The organism is Pseudomonas sp. NY8896, from assembly GCF_039634505.1.
This window is the reverse complement of sequence record NZ_CP132350.1, coordinates 2,830,954-2,848,651: the sequence shown is the minus strand read 5'-3', so window position 1 is coordinate 2,848,651 and position 17,698 is coordinate 2,830,954. Positions and strand designations below refer to the sequence as shown.

General features: G+C 60.2%; 13 protein-coding genes and 1 pseudogene. 10 read left to right on the top strand and 4 right to left on the bottom strand.

Translation table 11 applies throughout. The features are described from left to right. The first annotated feature begins 42 nt into the window (after window positions 1-42). The 3 genes from Q9451_RS12795 to Q9451_RS12785 all read left to right on the top strand — a co-directional run bounded on the left by Q9451_RS12795 (window position 43) and on the right by Q9451_RS12785 (window position 3,501). Window positions 43-825 carry a creatininase gene (locus Q9451_RS12795; RefSeq protein WP_016488025.1) on the top strand — a complete coding sequence of 261 codons (783 nt, stop codon included), beginning with the start codon at window positions 43-45 and terminating at the stop codon, window positions 823-825. A gap of 73 nt (window positions 826-898) precedes the next feature. Then, the gene (gabP, locus tag Q9451_RS12790; protein WP_016488026.1) at window positions 899-2,284 is read left to right on the top strand and encodes a GABA permease; all 1,386 of its coding nucleotides are present in this window, start codon (window positions 899-901) and stop codon (window positions 2,282-2,284) included. A gap of 197 nt (window positions 2,285-2,481) precedes the next feature. Further along, window positions 2,482-3,501 (top strand): GlxA family transcriptional regulator, encoded by a 1,020-nt coding sequence (locus Q9451_RS12785; protein ID WP_016488027.1) that lies wholly within the window; start codon window positions 2,482-2,484, stop codon window positions 3,499-3,501. Between the two features lie 248 nt (window positions 3,502-3,749). Here Q9451_RS12785 and Q9451_RS12780 read toward each other — a convergent pair whose 3' ends face one another. Continuing rightward, a complete protein-coding gene (locus tag Q9451_RS12780) occupies window positions 3,750-4,967 on the bottom strand; it encodes a PucR family transcriptional regulator (RefSeq protein ID WP_016488028.1) in 1,218 nt (405 codons plus the stop codon). A gap of 589 nt (window positions 4,968-5,556) precedes the next feature. On the opposite strand from Q9451_RS12780, the gene Q9451_RS12775 reads away from it, so the two are divergent. Both Q9451_RS12775 and Q9451_RS12770 read left to right on the top strand, forming a co-directional pair. Beyond that, window positions 5,557-5,721: a hypothetical protein gene (locus Q9451_RS12775; RefSeq protein ID WP_155500257.1), complete on the top strand. Its 165-nt coding sequence runs from the start codon at window positions 5,557-5,559 to the stop codon at window positions 5,719-5,721. 73 nt (window positions 5,722-5,794) lie between these two features. Further along, window positions 5,795-6,222, top strand: a pseudogene (locus Q9451_RS12770) (hypothetical protein); the annotation flags it as partial. Window positions 6,223-6,235: 13 nt separating this feature from the next. On the opposite strand, the gene Q9451_RS12765 reads toward Q9451_RS12770, so the two are convergent. Continuing rightward, window positions 6,236-7,915 carry an arylsulfatase gene (locus Q9451_RS12765; RefSeq protein ID WP_016488032.1) on the bottom strand — a complete coding sequence of 560 codons (1,680 nt, stop codon included), beginning with the start codon at window positions 7,913-7,915 and terminating at the stop codon, window positions 6,236-6,238. Window positions 7,916-8,115: 200 nt separating this feature from the next. On the opposite strand from Q9451_RS12765, the gene Q9451_RS12760 reads away from it, so the two are divergent. Continuing rightward, a complete protein-coding gene (locus Q9451_RS12760; protein ID WP_024717426.1) occupies window positions 8,116-10,452 on the top strand; it encodes a tetratricopeptide repeat protein in 2,337 nt (778 codons plus the stop codon). A gap of 71 nt (window positions 10,453-10,523) precedes the next feature. After that, window positions 10,524-11,525 (top strand): AraC family transcriptional regulator, encoded by a 1,002-nt coding sequence (locus tag Q9451_RS12755; protein WP_016488034.1) that lies wholly within the window; start codon window positions 10,524-10,526, stop codon window positions 11,523-11,525. Window positions 11,526-11,567: 42 nt separating this feature from the next. Here Q9451_RS12755 and Q9451_RS12750 read toward each other — a convergent pair whose 3' ends face one another. Continuing rightward, window positions 11,568-12,773 carry an OprD family porin gene (locus Q9451_RS12750; protein ID WP_016488035.1) on the bottom strand — a complete coding sequence of 402 codons (1,206 nt, stop codon included), beginning with the start codon at window positions 12,771-12,773 and terminating at the stop codon, window positions 11,568-11,570. A 201-nt stretch (window positions 12,774-12,974) separates the two neighbouring features. Beyond that, window positions 12,975-14,804: a sigma-54-dependent Fis family transcriptional regulator gene (locus Q9451_RS12745; RefSeq protein ID WP_054888283.1), complete on the bottom strand. Its 1,830-nt coding sequence runs from the start codon at window positions 14,802-14,804 to the stop codon at window positions 12,975-12,977. A 330-nt stretch (window positions 14,805-15,134) separates the two neighbouring features. Here Q9451_RS12745 and pchA point away from each other — a divergent pair, with 330 nt between their 5' ends. The 3 genes from pchA to Q9451_RS12730 are packed head-to-tail and all read left to right on the top strand — an operon-like array spanning window position 15,135 to window position 17,698. Beyond that, window positions 15,135-16,613 (top strand): 4-hydroxybenzaldehyde dehydrogenase, encoded by a 1,479-nt coding sequence (gene pchA, locus Q9451_RS12740; protein WP_016488037.1) that lies wholly within the window; start codon window positions 15,135-15,137, stop codon window positions 16,611-16,613. A 45-nt stretch (window positions 16,614-16,658) separates the two neighbouring features. Then, on the top strand, window positions 16,659-17,009 hold the full coding sequence (locus Q9451_RS12735; RefSeq protein WP_016488038.1) for a cytochrome c: 351 nt from the start codon (window positions 16,659-16,661) through the stop codon (window positions 17,007-17,009). After that, on the top strand, window positions 17,006-17,698 hold the full coding sequence (locus Q9451_RS12730) for a hypothetical protein (protein ID WP_345960938.1): 693 nt from the start codon (window positions 17,006-17,008) through the stop codon (window positions 17,696-17,698). Before Q9451_RS12735 ends, Q9451_RS12730 begins: the two co-directional genes overlap by 4 nt.

Here is a 17,698-nt window from a genome sequence, read left to right as displayed (position 1 = left end):
ACGGACTACTTCAACGAATACAAGAATAAAGAGAGATAACCGATGAACGAAAGCGTAGTGGTTGGCGAACTCACCTGGCCTGAGTACGCACAGAAGGTAGCTTCCGGCAGCACGATTTTCTTGCCGGTGGGCGCCTTGGAGCAGCACGGTCATCACATGTGCATGGAGGTGGATGTGCTATTGCCTACCGCCCTGTGCAAGGCAGTAGCGCGAGAAGTCGACGGCTTGGTGTTACCCGCCTTGGCCTATGGCTACAAGTCACAGCAGAAGTCGGGAGGTGGCAACCACTTTCCCGGCACCACCAGCCTGGATGGCGCAACACTGACCCATACCATCCAGGACATCATCCGCGAACTCGCCCGGCATGGGGCGCGCAAGCTGGTCTTGATGAATGGCCATTATGAAAACTCGATGTTCATCGTCGAAGGCATCGACCTGGCGCTGCGCGAACTGCGTTATGGCGGTATCACCGATTTCAAGGTGGTCGTTCTGTCCTACTGGGATTTCGTCAACGCGCCGGCGGTCATCGAAGAGCTCTACCCCGAAGGTTTCCTCGGCTGGGACATCGAACACGGTGGCGTTTTCGAAACGTCACTGATGCTGGCCCTGCACCCTGAAAAGGTCGACCTGAGCCGCGCCGTCGACCACCCTCCGGCAAAATTCCCACCTTACGATGTCTTCCCCATCATCCCTGAACGCACCCCCGCCTGCGGAACGCTTTCCTCGCCTAAGGGCGCCAACCGAGAAAAAGGCGAGTTGATTCTGCGAGTTTGCGTAGAGGGCATTAGCAGCGCTGTGCGGGAGGCCTTCGACCTGCAGAAATAACACCGATCTCCAGCCCAGAGCAGCACCGCCGTTCGCAGTTCACCCTCCTTCAAGAATAAAAAGGGTAATTAGCATGTCCAGCAACTCAACTCTGGCCCCCGGCCTCAAGCAGCGCCACGTCACCATGTTGTCAATCGCCGGCGCTATTGGCGCCGGCCTCTTCATCGGCTCGGGGCATGCCATTGCTGCAGCCGGTCCTGCGGCAATTCTCGCGTACATCATGTCTGGCACACTGGTCGTTCTGGTCATGCGCATGCTCGGAGAAATGGCGGTGGCCTCGCCAGATACCGGGTCATTCTCCACCTACGCCGAGCGCGCAATGGGACGTACAGCAGGCTTTACCATTGGCTGGCTGTACTGGTGGTTCTGGGTGCTGGTCATTCCAATCGAAGCCATTGCAGCAGCGGCCATTCTGCATGCCTGGTTCCCTGCGATAGAAACCTGGGAATTCGCACTGGTGGTTACCGGTTTGCTGACCGTAACTAACCTGTTCAGTGTGGCGCGCTACGGTGAATTCGAGTTTTGGTTTGCGATGCTCAAGGTTATCGCGGTGCTAGGGTTCATTGCTCTGGGTGCATTGGCACTGACAGGCGCGCTGCCCGATATTTCAGTTAGCGGCGTGGTCAACCTGAGTCATGAGTTTGGTGGTTTCATGCCCAACGGCATGACCGCTGTCATCGGTGCCATGCTCACCACCGTGTTCAGTTTCATGGGTACTGAAATTGTCACCATTGCCGCCGCCGAGTCGAAAAACCCCTCCAAGCAAATCACCCGTGCCACCAATTCCGTGGTGTGGCGAATGGGGATCTTCTACATCGTCTCGGTGTTCCTGATCATCTCCATCGTGCCCTGGAACGACCCCATGCTAGTACAGGTCGGCTCCTATCAACGGGCCCTTGAGCTGATGAACATCCCGCACGCCAAGATGATCGTCGATATCGTCGTGCTGATTGCCGTTGCCAGTTGCCTCAATTCGGCCATCTACACCGCATCGCGCATGGTCTATTCGCTGAGCAAGCGCGGCGACGGTCCTCGCGTTCTGCAGCGCACCTCAGCGACGGGCGTGCCAGTGATTGCAGTGCTAGCCAGCACCGCAGTGGGCTTCTTGACCACAGCACTCAATTACTTCGCTCCCGACGAGGTGTTTTCCTTCCTGCTGGCAAGTTCGGGGGCGGTAGCGCTTCTAGTCTATCTGGCAATCGCTGTTTCGCAATTGGTTCTGCGTAATCGGATGGATAGCCAAGGTACTGCGCTGGACTTCAAGATGTGGCTGTTCCCCTGGCTCAGCTACCTGGTCATCTTCTCCATCATCAGTATCTTGACGATGATGCTGGTGATGCCAGGGCATCGCATGGAAGTGGTGGCAACTGGTGCGCTGGCGCTGTCCATCGTCTGCGTGAGCGCCATTTTCTCGTCTAAAAAGAGCACTTCGGCCACCGTGGCGAGCAAGCCTGCCTGACCAGGCCGAGTCGTTACCCACCCTGTGAAGGTGTTGCTTTCGCAGGGTTTTTGCTTTTCACCGGGGCGCCTCCCAATGCTTAGGCACTGCGTGTACTATCACTCTGACAAATGCATCAACCTAAACACAATGAATTGCCGATTTACGGCAACCAGACGCAGAGCACGTCATTTTTTTGCATTCAAGGAGTCGTATTGATGGGTACGTTAAAATCCTCGCCGTTGGCACCGGCATACCCTGTCAATGATGCCCCGCCGCTGAAAGTCGTCGGTTTCCTGATCATTCCCAATTTCACCACCATTGGCTTCGCCTCGGCGGTGGAAACCTTGCGCATGGCCAACCTGGCAGCACGCAAAACCATGTTCCAGACCCTGATCATTGCAGCCGACATGGAGCCAGTGAGTGCCAGTAACGGCATGCGCATCCTGCCCGATTTCAGTATCAAGGATGCCCCAAAGCTGGACATGCTGTTCGTGGTGGGGCCAAACCCGATAGTCTCCGACCACAATACCCGCCCCATCCTCAACTGGCTTCGCAAGTTGGCACATGACCAGGTGCCATTGGGCGGTATTTGCACAGGCAGCCATTTGCTAGCACGCGCCAATCTGCTCACTGGTTATCGGTGTACCATCCACTGGGAAGATATCGAGGCGCTAAAAGAGCGATTTCCCGGCATTATCATTTCCAACCAACTGTTTGAGCTTGACCGTGACCGTTTCACGAGCTCCGGCGGCGTGGCGTCCATGGACATGATCCTACAACTGATTGCCCGAGAACCTGGCGGGCGGGACATTGCCAGTCATGCGGCTGAACTGCTGTTATGTGATCGAGTACGTGGATCGCAAGAGCGCCAGCGCGTGCCTTTGCGGCAAAAGCTCGGCACCTCTCAGCCCAAACTCAGTCAGATTGTTACAATCATGGAAGCCAACCTTGAAGACCCGATGACCTTGGAAGAGCTTGCAGAACTGAATGAGATCTCGGTTCGGCAAATGGAGCGTTTGTTCCACAAGCATCTTCAAAACACACCGAGTCAGTATTACTTGGAACTACGCCTGACACGGGCTAGGCAACTATTGCTACACAGTGAATCCCAAGTGCGTGATATCGCCCTCGCCTGTGGTTTCATTTCGCCAGCACACTTCTCAAAGTGCTACAGTCGTTTCTTTGGTGTCTCACCAATCGGCGAGCGGAAAAAGGTAGTCTCTTCACTTCACTGAACAACCCTGTCGTTAGTTTTCGTGGCGCGGTCCAGGATTTCCTCGCCATGCTCCCCTCAGCTGGCCCGCAATGTGAGGGCATCCAAGTGAATGTGCGCTCCACGAGGGCGCCACCACAATTCTGCAGGGGAATCTCGGTCATTCCGCACAGTTTTGGACCATCACTTGGATCTGGCTAGATGTCATGCCATTCAGGACGAAGCGGACTACGCTTGCTACGCAGGCGCGCATTGATGATGTTCATGTCATTATTCCTTACCTCGGGCGATAGACATGTGCCATACCATAATAGCGATCGAAGCATTCATACGAAAAAGTGGATCGTCCAAGGATTTTCCACTCAGTTGTTCGATGCGCTGGATACGTTGATTGATGGTGTTACGGTGAAGTCCCAGGCGCTGGGCAGCCTTGAGCCCGTTGCCATTTTCCTTGAGCAAAGCGTCGAGGGTATGCACGAGTACTTTAGGGTGTTTACGGCCGGGCACGAACAACGGGCCGAGTGTCTTTTCGACGAAGTCGTCGATGAGCGTGCGGTCGACTACCCCCTGCAGCAAACCCAACACGCCCAACTCGTTGAAATCGCAGTATCCGCTCTCCGGGCGCAGTTTCTGCGCCACATTCAGCGCCTGGCGCGCTTCGTTGAGCAGTCGGCGGTAATGACCACAATCTTCAGCAACGCTCGACAGGCCCATGTACATATCCAACTCCCCTGCCACTCCGATCAGTTGCCGACGCAACGTGGTCAAGGCTGCCGGCAGGTCATCGGCATCCGCCAGCAGTAGCACGAAGAGGTCGCCCGGCATCTCTACCATCACCGTTCCCGGGCGGCTGCGACCCCAGGCTTCAAGTTGGTCTTCCATGGACTGGCGAGTGGCTTGCCACAGCTGCTCGCCTTGGGCCAAGCCTTGGCGCTCAAACAGCGTCTCGATACCTGACAAGCGCAGCACGACCAGTCGCCGTGGAATATCAAGCATCAGTTGCAGATGCGCAGCCCGCTGTCGGGCAATGGCCAGACTCGGGTAATCTCCGGTCAGCAACTGGCCGAGAATGTGGTTACGTGAGCGCCGCACTTGAGTCATATGCATCAGGGCCGTATCGATCAGGTGGGTCACAAACACCAACTTCAGCGGAGAGGGCTGCTCGATCAGCGACAATCCCAACTGTTCAGCACGAGCGATCACTGCAGACGGGATGCACTGGGGAAACGGGCCTCCAGTAAGAACCACCATCCCGGCAATACCCAACACAGCACCAGTCTCGACCAAAGTGAGTAACTTGCGTTCGTCACATAGGTAATTGATTTCCGAAATAAATACTAGTTCGCCGCCCATTTTACACGCGGTGATACCCTCATTTCCCGCCACGTAGGACCAGCATACTCGCCGTTGCAAGTAAAGCTCGCCTGCGCGGACCCTCATGTCTTCCAAGCCGGGCAGGTTCAGGACCTCACTCAGAGTCAAGCTCATGGCTCGACACCCGCCAGGCTCTGCATCTGACGCCCTCTAACTGGCTCGCACATGAGAATGTCGGGCTGTACCATGGCGTCACTGCTCGCCGAAGATATCAACTTTAGAAATTGAAGGAACATGCCAGTACTGCTCCTACGCCATGACCGAAAAGCGCATGCGGTTAAGTCTCAGCAAGCTCATCGACGACCATGCCGGGGACTTGTAATAGAGATGCTACCTGAAATCGTTCATGATCACTCCCTCGAACGGCGAGATGACTGCGATCAACAGCCCCAAGTATCGAGATGCCCTCCCGTACATTCCATCTACTCTCACGACTTTGGAGATAATCCCATCAAGCTTCATGCACTCGACGACCACGCGGACGTATGACCAAATTTCCGGTGGAGTGATGCTCACCCCCTATCCAAACGTTGCAGCTTAGTGCTCGCTTTCTCTACAATCTTTTAGCAACATTTACGTGACCAACCGAGCGGCCTCGCCCTGCTGGTGCTCAACACTGCCCGGTATCAAACGGCATCACTGACCGTGCCCGTCGCCGCACGCCGCTACACCTTGCAAGCGACCAACGCTGACCGACAAAACGGTGACGTTCAATGGCAGACTCCTCAAGCTCGGCACCAACGATGAAATGCCGACAATGGACTTTGTGCCGACCAAAACCGGCAAACTGGCCATTGAGCCGGCAAACGATAATTTCCTGAGCCTGCCATCTGCTGGAAATGAGACCTGCAATGGGCCTGCCCCGTGACAACGGACGCATTAGCATGTATTCGAGCATTGAATAGTTGGTGATTAGCAGTTCGGGGCAGCGCACCTGCATTTCTTCCCGCGTCTACGGAGCCGACGAGGACTTTCGTGAACAGCGCGAATGTGAGCGCCCGCTGAACGTCTATGGCTATTCGAAGTTCCTGTTCGATGCAACAGGTGCGCCGGCAGTTCTGTTGGCAGTAGCCGCGCCCAACCATTCAATGATGTGGCCCTGGCTGTGATCAATCGGTTGCGCGGGCAGCAAGGCCAACCCTCGTTGTCACTTGATATGGCCTTGCTGGAAGGCATTCTGGAGTACAGCGAATTTCCTGAACATTTGCGTGGCAAGTACCAGTGTTACACCTGCGCCGACCTGGAGCGCTTGCGCGCTGCCGGTTACACGGCACCTACAATGGTAGTCGAGCAAGGCGTGGCCCGCTACTGCGACTGGTTGCAAGGTCTTCAAAGACCGCCGCCTGCTCCAGTCAAGCAGGCAGCGTGATCGTGCTCAACGGCTACTTGAAACAGTATTCGTAGAGGCAAGTCTGGAACCCGTACTTGAGGTCGAACTTGCCATCGAGCACGTTGTTTTCCTTCGCGTACTGGTCCCACGCCACGAGCATTTCCTTCAGCTTGCCCGGCTCGGCCTGGGCCAGGTCGCGGCTTTCGGTCGGGTCGCTCTTGAGGTCGTACAGCTGCCACTGGGCGGTGCCGTAAGGTGGATTGACCAAGGTGATTTTCCAATGGCCCTTGCGCAGCGCCTTGCGGCCGAACAGTTCCCAGCCGATCTGACGCTGGGCCATGGCCCGACCTTCAAGCAATGGGCGCATGCTCTTGCCGCTGATGGCTTGCACCGGGCGACCTTGGAATGTCTTGCCCAGCGCCGGCACCCCCGCCAGGTCCAGCAAGGTTGGCATCAGGTCCATCACATGGACCATGTCGTTGTTGAGCGTGCCTTGCAGGTGGGCCTTCTTCAGCATTTTCGCGCTGATGATGGCTGGCGCGCGAATGCCGCCCTCGTTGGTGAACCCCTTGAACAGCGGATACGGCGTGGAGCTGACCTGGGCCCATTGTGCGCCATAGTCGGCATACGAGCCTTTGTGCCCGATGTTTTTCAGGCTGTTGTCGAAGTCCTTGGCCAGCCACTCCTTGTTGCCAGGCAGGTCGATCGGGCTATTGCCATCGGCACCGTTGTCAGAGATGAACACGATGAAGGTGTTGTCCAGCTTGCCGTTTTTCTCCAGGTACGTGAGCAGTCGGCCAATGTGGTAGTCCATGTTGGACACCATCGCCGCATAGATCTCCATGTTGCGCGCCTCACGCTGGCGCTGTTCATCGCTCAACTGGCCCCAGCTCGGCAGGCCCTTGGCCATGGGTGTGTTGGGCGTTGTGTTGGCCGCGACAATACCCAGCTGCTTCTGGCGCTCCAGGCGGGCCTGGCGGATCGAGTCGTAGCCGGCGTCATAACGGTGCTTGTACTTGTCCAGCCAAGCGTCTGGCGCATGCAGCGGCCAATGTGGCGCGGTGTAGGACAGTACGGCCATGAACGGCTTGTTGCTAGCTTTGTCGGCTTCGATGTAGTCGATTAGCCGATCGGTGTAGAACTCGCTGGAATAGAAGCCCTTGGGCACTTCCACCTGCTTGCCGTCTTCGCGGTAGATCGCCTTGGGGTCTTGGGCAATGATGGCGTGCTGGTCGTCGAAGTGGCTGGCACCGCCTTGCACCAGAATGAACGAGCGGTCGAAGCCGCGCGCCTTGGGGCTGGTCTCTTCGGTGCGACCCAGGTGCCATTTGCCGGTGGTGTAGGTGTTGTAACCTGCATCCTGAAGCACCTGGCCTACCGTAACCATGCGCTCGTTCAAATACCCTTCGTAGCCAGGCTGGCCTTTCTGGAACGGTTGCAGCAGCTCGCCCATGTTGCCCAGGCCCGCCACATGGCTGTCGGCGCCAGAGAACATCATTGCGCGGGTCGGCGAGCACGTGGGCGCCGTGTGGAAGTTGCTCAGGCGCACACCATCGCGCGCAAGTGAGTCAATGTTCGGGGTGCTGATTTCGCCACCAAAACTGCCCAGGTCGCTGTAGCCCAGGTCATCGGCGACGATGATCAGAAAGTTCGGGCGTTCATCTGCGGCCATGGCCGTGTGGCTGCATATGGCAACCATCAGAGCAAGCAGGCGTGTCTTAAACGAGCTCATGAAGCGTGTCCTCGGTTGTTATTATTGGTGTGCTTGCAAGTATGCGGATGGCCCGCCGCTCGCCGATAACGCTTCAGCGCAAGCGCTTATGCATCCGCGTGATTATTTGCCCCGAGGGCTAGGGCAGTGCCCGCTCGACGTTCATCATCCCCTTTATTTTCCGGGGGCGCGCACCCACTGGCAGGCAAGAGGTGGGGCACATGAAGCAAGCTCGTTGGCACGCAGCGAATGTCACCCGGGGGATGGCCCTGCTATGGCTGTGCGCATGGGCCGGCGGGCTGCTTGCCGCCCCGTCTCAACCGCCACAGCGCAAGCTGGACGACGGCTACGTCGACCCAGGCCAATGCCAGGCCTGCCATGCTTCACAGGCGCAACAGTGGTCCCAGTCACATCACAGCTGGTCGATGCGCAAGCCGACCGCGGACAATGTGCGGGGCGACTTCGCCGATCAGGCCTTTACGGACGCCGCCGGCGTAGAGGTGAGTTTCAGCACGCGCAATGGCACGTTTTACGTCAATGCCGAAAACGAACAGGGCCGACGCCAGGACTTCGCCGTGGCCTACACCTTCGGCGTTTATCCCCTGCAGCAATACCTGATCGAACGCCCTGGTGGTCGCTTGCAATCGTTGACCGTTGCCTGGGACAACCGCGCCAAGGCCGACGGTGGGCAGCGCTGGTTTTCGCTCTACCCCGGCCAGCGCTTCACCCCGGACGACGCCCTGCACTGGACCGGCCGCTCGCAGAATTGGAACGGCATGTGTGCCCAGTGCCACTCGGGCAACCTGAAAAAAGGCTACGACGCCAGCCAGGACAGCTTCGCCAGTACCTGGAGCGAGCTGTCGGTGGGTTGTCAGAGTTGCCATGGGCCGGGCGCTCAGCATCTGGCATGGGCCAAGTTGCCGACGGCGCAGCGCCAGCTCGCCAACAATGCCGGCGCACGCGGTTTGCAGGTGGACTTCGGGGCGCGAGCCAAGGGTTACGAAGTCGACCAGTGCGCCCGCTGTCACGCACAACAGGAAACCCTTGGTGTTGGCAGCCAGCCGGGTAAATCTCTGGTGGATAGTGCCTACCCTACCTTGTTGACCCCTGGCGCCTATCATGCCGATGGCCAGCAACAGGCTGAGGTGTTCGAGTATGGCTCCTTCGTGCAGAGCAAGATGTACGCCGCCGGCGTGACCTGCAGCGACTGCCACAACCCGCACACCGGCGAGTTGCCCGCCCAGGGCAATCAGTTGTGCGCCAGCTGCCACAACCCGCAGGGCAACCCGCGGTTCCCCACGCTGAAGAAGAAGGACTACGACAGCCACAGCCATCACTTTCATGAGCCTGGTAGCCCCGGCGCGCAATGCACCAACTGCCATGCGCCCGAACAGAACTACATGGTGATCGACGCACGCCGCGACCATAGCTTCCGCCTGCCAAGGCCCGACCTGACGCCGATCACCGGCGCGCCCAACGCCTGCACGCAATGCCACAAAGAGCGCTCGGCACAATGGGCCGCAAACGAGATCAGCCAGCGCTTCGGCCCGCTGCGTAGCGAGCATTATGGCCCGGTGATGCAAGGCGCCCGAGCGCACGATCCGCAAGCAATTGCCCTGGCCGCAAAGTTGGTCACCGACGCGACACGCCCGGCGATCGTCCGGGCTTCTGCCGCCGACGTCCTGAGCGGCGTCGAGGGGCCTGCGCTGGATTCGCTTGCCCTCGGGCTTGCCGATCAAGATCCACTGGTGCGCAGCAGCGTGGTGCGCGCCATGGCCAATGCCGACGATGCGCAACGCCTGCAACACTTGCCTGCCCTGCTTGATGACCCGGCACTGGCGGTACGCGATCAGGCGGCTCGCGCCTTGGCCGACCTGCAGGCGCAACTGCCGACCGCCCAACGTGACCGGCTCGGTCACCTGCTCCAGGACCACTTTGCGCGGCTCAGCGCCAACGCCGACTTGCCGGGCACGCGATTCAACCTGGCCAGCCTGCTGGCACGTCAAGGCAATGAGGCACAGGCACTGGATCAATATCACCAAGTCCTGCGCCAAGATCCGGACTTCACGCCCGCGCGCGCGGCACTTGCCAGGTTGCTGCTGACTCGCGGGCAATCCGACCAGGCCCTTGAAACACTACAGGCCGGCTTGCAACGCGGCGAGCAGCGCGCCGGCTTCAGCGAGCTGGCCTATGCCATGGGGCTGCTCCAGGCCGAGCGCCAGCAGCCCGAGCAGGCCATCGAGTGGCTGGAGAAAGCCCTGCCCGGCCAGCCGCTGAACCTGCGCCTGTATTACAACCTCGGCTTGCTGCGCAGCCAGCTCGGCCAACCTGAACAGGCGCGACGCGTGGTAGTGGCCGGGCTTGCTCACGCAGCGCAAGATAGGGATCTTTTGTATGCAGGCGCCTATCTGGATGCGCGGGCAGGCAACTGGGCCTCTGCATTCGCGTTCTTGCAGCGACTGTTGATGCTACAACCGCAGCACCCCGAGGCGCGTCGCCTGCTGGCTTATGTACAGCAGCAACAGCAGCGTACGCGCACCATGGGCGCGAATCGATGACCAGCGAAGCCGCGGCCAAGACTGAATACCACTGGATCAAACCAGACAGACAACAAATAAAGGTTACGGTGATGAATACGCCCCTTTACAGCGGCCTGCCCACTGCTGGCGACGCCCGCTCGGCCATTCCCTTTGCAGCCGAGCCCTTGCTGCGCTCGCGCAATGTCGAAGACGCCGAAGCCCTGCTCAACAACCACCTGGAGGAACGGCGGATTCGCCTCGGCGGGCGAGGCACGCTGGATATCGACTTCACCTTGCAGACCTTGCCGCAAATGAAGCTGTTCGGCGCGTGGTGGGGGCGCGAGGTTCGCGTGAGCTCAAGCCCGTTGAGCTGTTGGCATGGCATCCTGCCTTTGCACGGCGCGATCAGCAACCACCTCCAGGGCTTGCAGGCGAACGCGGGTGAGCTATTGGTGTTCAGCCCCGGGCAGGAAGTGGACGTCACCTGGCACGAAGGGACCAAGGCCATCGTCATTGCCTTGGATGCGGCCTTGCTGCTCAACCACCTGGAACGTCACCATCAGGTTCACCATGCCCAGAGCCCGACGCAGGCGTTGTTGTTCCAGGGTAATAACCCGGCCATGCGCAGCCTGGGCAACCTGCTGCGCATGGTCGACAGCGAAAGCGGCAACACCGCTGGCTTGCTAGCAACGCCCTTTGGCCAGTCCCACGTGCAGCACCTGTTTTGCGAAAACCTGCTGCACCTGCTGCCCAGCCTGTACAGCGAACCACCACGGCGCCTGTTGCCGGGCACCGTGAAACGGGTGGTCGATTTCATCCACGCCAATCTCGAACAGCCGCTTTGCATCACCCAACTGGTGACTGTCAGCGGCACCAGCCGACGCAGCCTGGAACAGGCGTTTCGCAACGGTTTGGGGACCAGCCCGCAACGCTACATCCAGCATTGCCGGCTACTGGCGATGCGCAAAGTGTTACTGGAGCACCAACCGGGTGAAGTACAGTTGTCGGCGCTGGCCTTCAAGTGGGGGTTTGCGCAACCCAGCCACTTTACCGCCGCCTACAAGCAAGCGTTTGGCGAGCTGCCCTCGCAAACGCTGGCCAGGTCAGATTGATGGGAAGGCCGCTGCAGGCGCAGCGGCCAGCTCGGCCAAGGCCTACCAGAATTTCCAGGTGTAGGTCGTGATCAAACGGTTCTCATCGTAGTCATTGCCATGCTTGAACTGCGCGTGGATGTTGCGCCACTCCACGGCCACGCCCTTGAGCGGGCCGCTCTGCACCACATAACTCAGAAACAGATCGCGCTCGTTTTCGGCGGTTTGGCTCAGGTCCCCACCGCGATCGATGCCCGTGCCGCGCAGGTAACGGGTGGTCAGGTTGAGGCCGGGTATGCCCATGGCCACGAAGTCATAGTCGTAACGCGCCTGCCATGAGCTTTCGTTGGGCCTGATGAAGGCCACGGCCGACCAATTGACCAGATACGGTTGCGGCACGAAGCCGTTCAACGTCGGGAACGCACTCTCGCCGAGCATGCGTTGATAGCCCACACCAAAGGCGTGGCCGGCTTTTCTCAAGGTGGTCATGGCGCCATAGGAGCGGTTATCGATCTTGCCGTACAGCGCGTCACCGTCTTCGTTGTGGTTGAAGTAACGCAGGTCGGTCTTCAGGCCGTAGCCTGCGCCCAGCTCGGTGTTCAGCGTCAGGCCCAGATAATGCTGCTGGTAGATACCCTCCAGCTGTCCATAAAAGTAGCTGGCAGCAAGGTTGGGGCTGAAGGCGTAGGTGGCGCCGGCGAAGTTCAGGCCATCGCTGGTATGACGGGGGCCGTTGGGGCGGGTGAACAGGTACAGCTTTTCACGGTTGGAGGATTCACGGGTGCTGATCCCGGTGAATCGCCCACCGGTCAGGGTGAGGTTGTCGATCTCGTTGGACTTGACCGTGAAACCATTGAAGGTCGTCACCAGTTGCCGGGAATCGTCCTGGAAGGCCACCGGCAAGGTCGGCCGATGCTCGCCGACCCTCAGCTCGGTCTTGGAATAGCGCACCTTGCCGGTCAGTGCCGCCCGGCCATATTCCCGGGCTTGCTCCCGTGAGCTCTGGCTGTAGGGCAAGACACTGTCAGGGCCACGACCTGAGCCGCCGTCCAGGCGATAGGCGTATTGCGCGGCGGCATCGACACCGAACGAGAGCGGGCCCTGGGTATAACCGGATGTGAAACGCAGATCCAGGCCCTGGCTCCAGCTGCCATCGCGAGAGGTTCTCGGGTTTTCGCCCTTGAAATCACGGTCTACGTAGAAGTTGCGCAGACCCAGGTTCAACTGGCTGTCTTCGACAAAGTCGGCTTGCGCGGCCAGGGGCATCATCACCCCGATCAGACCCACCGCCCTTAGATGTTTTCCAGCAGCGTACGCTGCGCGCGGCACAGTTGCGTGTTGACCGTTCATGGATGCCTCTAAACATTTTTATTGTTGTAGAGGTCCAGTATCCGCAGTCCGCTTACAAGCCGTTATCGCCTGCGCGTAACGACTAACTGCGCAGCGCAGAAAATCCGCCTTAATCCGCCGCTAGCTGCCCTTGAGCCGATAACTGACTTGCGCGCGGCTCATGCCCAGCATCTGTGCCGCCAGGGTGATGTTGCCGCCCGAGCGCTCCATGGCCAGATGCACCAGTTGCAGCTCGATATCTGCCAACGGTGTACTGAGCACCTTCTGGCTCCCGGCGACGAACGCCAGCAGCCCCTCCAATACCGGCTCTCGAATGTGCGCTGTGGGCTCGATTACCTGCCTGGCCGGCTCGTCACGGCGCTGCCCCCCGGACAAGCGCCCCTCAGGTGTCAGGCCAATCGCCGTGGCCATCAAGGGCGCGCCGATCTCGGCCAAGTGCACCAGGTCGATGACTTCGCCCTCACCGGCACTGATCACGCCCCGCTCGATCAGGTTCTGAAGTTCACGGATGTTCCCTGGGAACCGATACGTGAGCAGCGCGTTGACCAGCCGGGTGCTAAAGCCCGCAAGCCGACGCCCATGGCGCTGGCTGAAATGACGCAGGAAATAGCTCATCAGCAGCGGGATATCTTCACGGCGCTCCCGTAACGGTGGCAGGTGGATGGGAAACACGTTCAAGCGATAGAACAAATCCTCACGAAAACGCCCGGCCTCGACTTCGCGGCGCAGGTCCAGGTTGGTGGCGGCAATGACCCGCACATCGACCCGGATCGGCGCCGTGCCGCCTACCCGCTCGATTTCACCTTCCTGCAGGGCGCGCAGAATCTTGCTCTGGGCACTCAGGCTCAAGGTCGCGATTTCATCGAGAAACAACGTGCCACCATTGGCCCGCTCGAAACGCCCGGCACGCGAGCGGTCGGCACCAGTGTAGGCACCCCGTTCGACACCGAACAGCTCTGCTTCCACCAGGTTCTCCGGCAAGGTCGCGCAGTTGAGCGCCACCAACGGCCGCTGCTGGCGTGTGCTGGCTTGGTACAACGAGCGGGCGAACAGCTCCTTGCCAACGCCCGATTCCCCGGTCAGCAGCACGGTTGCCTGGGTCGAGGCCACGCGCTGCAGCATCTGCGTGGCGAGCACGAAAGCCGCCGAGATGCCCACCATTGGCTTGCCGTCGATAGGCGCCTCCAGCTCGGCTACCTCCGTGGCGCTACCTGAAGCATAAGTACTGCGGCTAAGGAAGTCGTCCGGCATCAGGTAGGCCAGATCGACGTCGATGTCGTCCCACTGATCGGCCGGCTTGCCTACAATCCGGCACGCCGGGTGCCCCATCGAGCGGCACTCCTGCTCACGGAACACGACCAGGCGACCGAGCAGTGACGAGGCATAGCCACTGGCATAGCCGATCTCCATCCAGCAGGCCGGTTCACCACCCAAGCCATAGGCCGCAATGTGCTCATCGTCTTCGAGCGAGTTGTGCCAAAGGAACTCGGAGTAGAAGTGGCCGACACCTGAATCGATTTCAAAGCGCACCACTTCGACATTGACCATCCCTTCAAGCATGTGCAGGCGCGGCCCTGCACTGTAGAGGCTGGCGTCATCACCCTCTGGCCATTGCGCGCTGACCTGGGCCGCGTCCCGCGCACCGGCCTGCCAGCCGATGCGCGTCAACAGGCCTCGCGCCTTATCGAACCCGAGCGCCTCGATCAGTTCGCGGCGCATGGCGCCGAACGCGGCGCCTTGCAGCAGCATCATGCGCTGGCCGCACATCCAGACGCTGCCTTCCTGCGGGGAAAATGCCACCGTCTCCGCCAACTGTTCTGCCGATGGCAGGCCACTGGCGCCAAACTGGCTGGCGCGGTCGACGATCAGGCGCTTCTGCTTGCCAAGCATCTGCTTGAAGAATTCTTCGTCGGCAGGACGACCGGGCTGGGTGGGTTTGGTAGGCGTCATGAGCAATCAGCAACGAACAAGTGAGTAGCTTGTGAGTATGCCGAGCCCTCGCGCCGGGTCAATGCGCGAGCGGTCGGCGTAAGCGCGTAGGCACTCGATCTGTCCGATAGCCGCACACCTTCTGTCTTTCTACAGGCTGACTTCGTCGATTTTTCTGCATGAATTTATGCAGGCTTCGTCGAAAATCATACAGTAACGACCGCTTGTCAGCGCCAGCTTTATCCCTCATCCCATTGAATTCATTGATGAATATATCTTTTCGAAGCATTGGCACGGTTGTTGTTATGCAGCGCAGGTGCACTTGATAAAAAAAATAGAGGTGACCTCCCTATGACGCTTTCCCACTCCCCTGCCTATCAAAACCTGCACTTGCAGCCCCTTGCCGGTGAATGGCGAGCCGGCAGCGCCGATCAATCGCTGGAGGTGTTCGACCCCTTCACGCAGAAGCGATTGCTGCAAATCACCCTGGCCAACCGCGAAGACCTCGATGCCGCCTACCGCAGGGCCCGCGAATGCCAGCTCGAGTGGGCGGCCAAAGGCCCCGCCGAGCGCAGCCAGGTCTTGCTCAATGCCGTGAAGATCTTTGACGACCGCCGTGAAGAAATTATCGACTGGATCATCAGCGAGTCAGGCAGCACGCGGATCAAGGCGCAAATCGAATGGGGCGCCGCACGCGCCATCACCCTCGAGTCGGCCAGCCTGCCAAGCCGCGTGCACGGGCGCATCATGGCGTCCAATGTGCCCGGCAAGGAAAGCCGCGTCTACCGGGTTCCCCTGGGCGTGATTGGCGTGATCAGCCCCTGGAACTTCCCCCTGCACCTGACCGCACGCTCCCTGGCACCTGCCCTGGCGTTAGGCAACGCCGTGGTGGTCAAGCCGGCCAGCGATACCCCGGTCACCGGCGGCCTGCTGCTTGCGCGAATCTTCGAGGAAGCCGGATTGCCGCCGGGTGTGCTCAGCGTGGTGGTGGGGGCCGGCGCGCAGATCGGAGACGCTTTCGTCGAGCATCCGGTGCCCGCGTTCATTTCCTTCACCGGCTCGACCCAAGTCGGGCGCAACATCGGCCGCATCGCCAGCGGCGGCGAGCACCTCAAGCACGTGGCGCTGGAGCTGGGCGGCAACAGCCCGTTCGTGGTCCTGGCTGATGCCGACGTCGAGCAGGCCGTCAATGCTGCCGTGGTGGGCAAGTTCCTGCACCAGGGGCAAATCTGCATGGCGATCAACCGCATCATCGTCGAGCAACCGTTGCTGGAGGCCTTCACCCAGCGCTTTGTCGAGCGGGTCAAGGCCCTGCCTTACGGCGACCCGAGCAACGCCAGCACGGTCATCGGGCCGGTGATCAACAGCAAGCAACTGGCGGGCCTGCAACAGAAGATCGTCACTGCCCACGCCGAAGGCGCCACCTTGCTGGTGGGTGGCGAGGCTCAAGGCAATGTGCTGCCGCCTCACGTCTTCGGCAACGTTACCGCCGACATGGACATCGCCCGTGAAGAAATCTTTGGCCCCCTGGTCGGCATTCAGGCTGCACGTGATGCCGAGCATGCCCTAACGCTTGCGAACAACAGCGAATACGGGCTCTCCAGCGCCGTCTTCACCTCCAGCCTGGAGCGCGGTGTGCAGTTCGCCCAACGCATCCACGCCGGCATGACCCACGTCAACGACATCCCGGTCAATGACGAACCCAACGCGCCATTCGGCGGCGAGAAGAACTCAGGTTTGGGGCGTTTCAATGGCGACTGGGCCATCGACGAATTCACCACCGACCACTGGATCACCCTGCAACACGTGCCCAGAGCGTACCCGTTCTGACCCGGCCCTTTGCCCATCCCACCTACAACAAGAATGGAGTACGAAATGTCTTCACTTCGCGACGGCTCCGTGATGAAACGGACATTGGCCGCCTGCTTCGCCCTGCCCTTGCTCGTGCTTGCCAATAACGCCGCTGCCGATGGCGATGGTGTTTGGAAAGGCGGCGAAAATGTCTACGCCAAGGTGTGTGGCCACTGCCACGAACACCAGGTCGGGCCGCAAATCACCGGCCGCCAGCTGCCGCCGGGGTACATCACTGCGATCGTGCGCAATGGTTTTCGCGCCATGCCCGCCTTCCCTGCCTCGTTCATCGACGACAACGCGCTGCAACAGGTTGCCGAGTACATCTCCACAGCATCCGCGCCTGCGCCCAACCCAGCCGGAGGCAAGCCATGAACGTCGAACGCCGATTCGTGCTCAAAGGCATGGCATTGTCCAGCCTTGCCGGTATTGCCATGAGCAGCGCAGGCATCAGCGCGGCCAACAATGCCCTGGGCACACAACCACAACCGGCGCGTCCAACCCTGGTACTGGTCAGCAGCGCCGCCGCGCAGGCGGCTTTCCTCCAGGGCGTCAACGCAAGCCCCGCCGGCGAGCAGGTCAAGGTCCGGCGTACCGACCTCAGCCTGGACTTCATCCTTGGCTTTGAAAAACGCCTGCGTATCGCCACACCGCAACGCATCATCGGCCTGGTCGACGATGCCAGTGCCGCACTGATCGTCGACCTCGCGCGCAGCGCCGGTGCGCACGTGCAGTGGCTTGGCCAGCACCACGCCGCAGCCCACGCTTCACACCACCGCCTGCTCAGCGGCGAAACGGCCAGTGGCTGCGCCCCGCAACTCGGCCTGAGCCTGAACGCCTGCGGCGCAGGTTTCAGCCTTACCGAGCATCGCCTGCGCGGCCAGCAGCCCCCCCTGCGCGCGTCGGCTGCCGGCCGTGACAAAGGCGCCTCGGACCAATGGGCGGCCACACTCGGCTACGCCCTCGCCACCCTGGGCACCACGCACATCGGGCAAGCGCCTGTGGTCGACAACCGGTCGGCGGCGCTGACCGGTCATTTCGTTTCGTTTTCGATCGAGGCTTGA

Coding starts and splice junctions, on each gene's coding strand:
- Q9451_RS12765 (WP_016488032.1), bottom strand. CDS start 7,915: ATGAGCTCGTTTAAGACACGCCTGCTTGCTCTGATGGTTGCCATATGC.
- pchA (WP_016488037.1), top strand. CDS start 15,135: ATGACGCTTTCCCACTCCCCTGCCTATCAAAACCTGCACTTGCAGCCC.
- Q9451_RS12730 (WP_345960938.1), top strand. CDS start 17,006: ATGAACGTCGAACGCCGATTCGTGCTCAAAGGCATGGCATTGTCCAGC.
- Q9451_RS12795 (WP_016488025.1), top strand. CDS start 43: ATGAACGAAAGCGTAGTGGTTGGCGAACTCACCTGGCCTGAGTACGCA.
- Q9451_RS12735 (WP_016488038.1), top strand. CDS start 16,659: ATGTCTTCACTTCGCGACGGCTCCGTGATGAAACGGACATTGGCCGCC.
- Q9451_RS12785 (WP_016488027.1), top strand. CDS start 2,482: ATGGGTACGTTAAAATCCTCGCCGTTGGCACCGGCATACCCTGTCAAT.
- Q9451_RS12760 (WP_024717426.1), top strand. CDS start 8,116: ATGAAGCAAGCTCGTTGGCACGCAGCGAATGTCACCCGGGGGATGGCC.
- Q9451_RS12750 (WP_016488035.1), bottom strand. CDS start 12,773: ATGATGCCCCTGGCCGCGCAAGCCGACTTTGTCGAAGACAGCCAGTTG.
- Q9451_RS12745 (WP_054888283.1), bottom strand. CDS start 14,804: ATGACGCCTACCAAACCCACCCAGCCCGGTCGTCCTGCCGACGAAGAA.
- Q9451_RS12755 (WP_016488034.1), top strand. CDS start 10,524: ATGAATACGCCCCTTTACAGCGGCCTGCCCACTGCTGGCGACGCCCGC.
- Q9451_RS12780 (WP_016488028.1), bottom strand. CDS start 4,967: ATGAGCTTGACTCTGAGTGAGGTCCTGAACCTGCCCGGCTTGGAAGAC.
- gabP (WP_016488026.1), top strand. CDS start 899: ATGTCCAGCAACTCAACTCTGGCCCCCGGCCTCAAGCAGCGCCACGTC.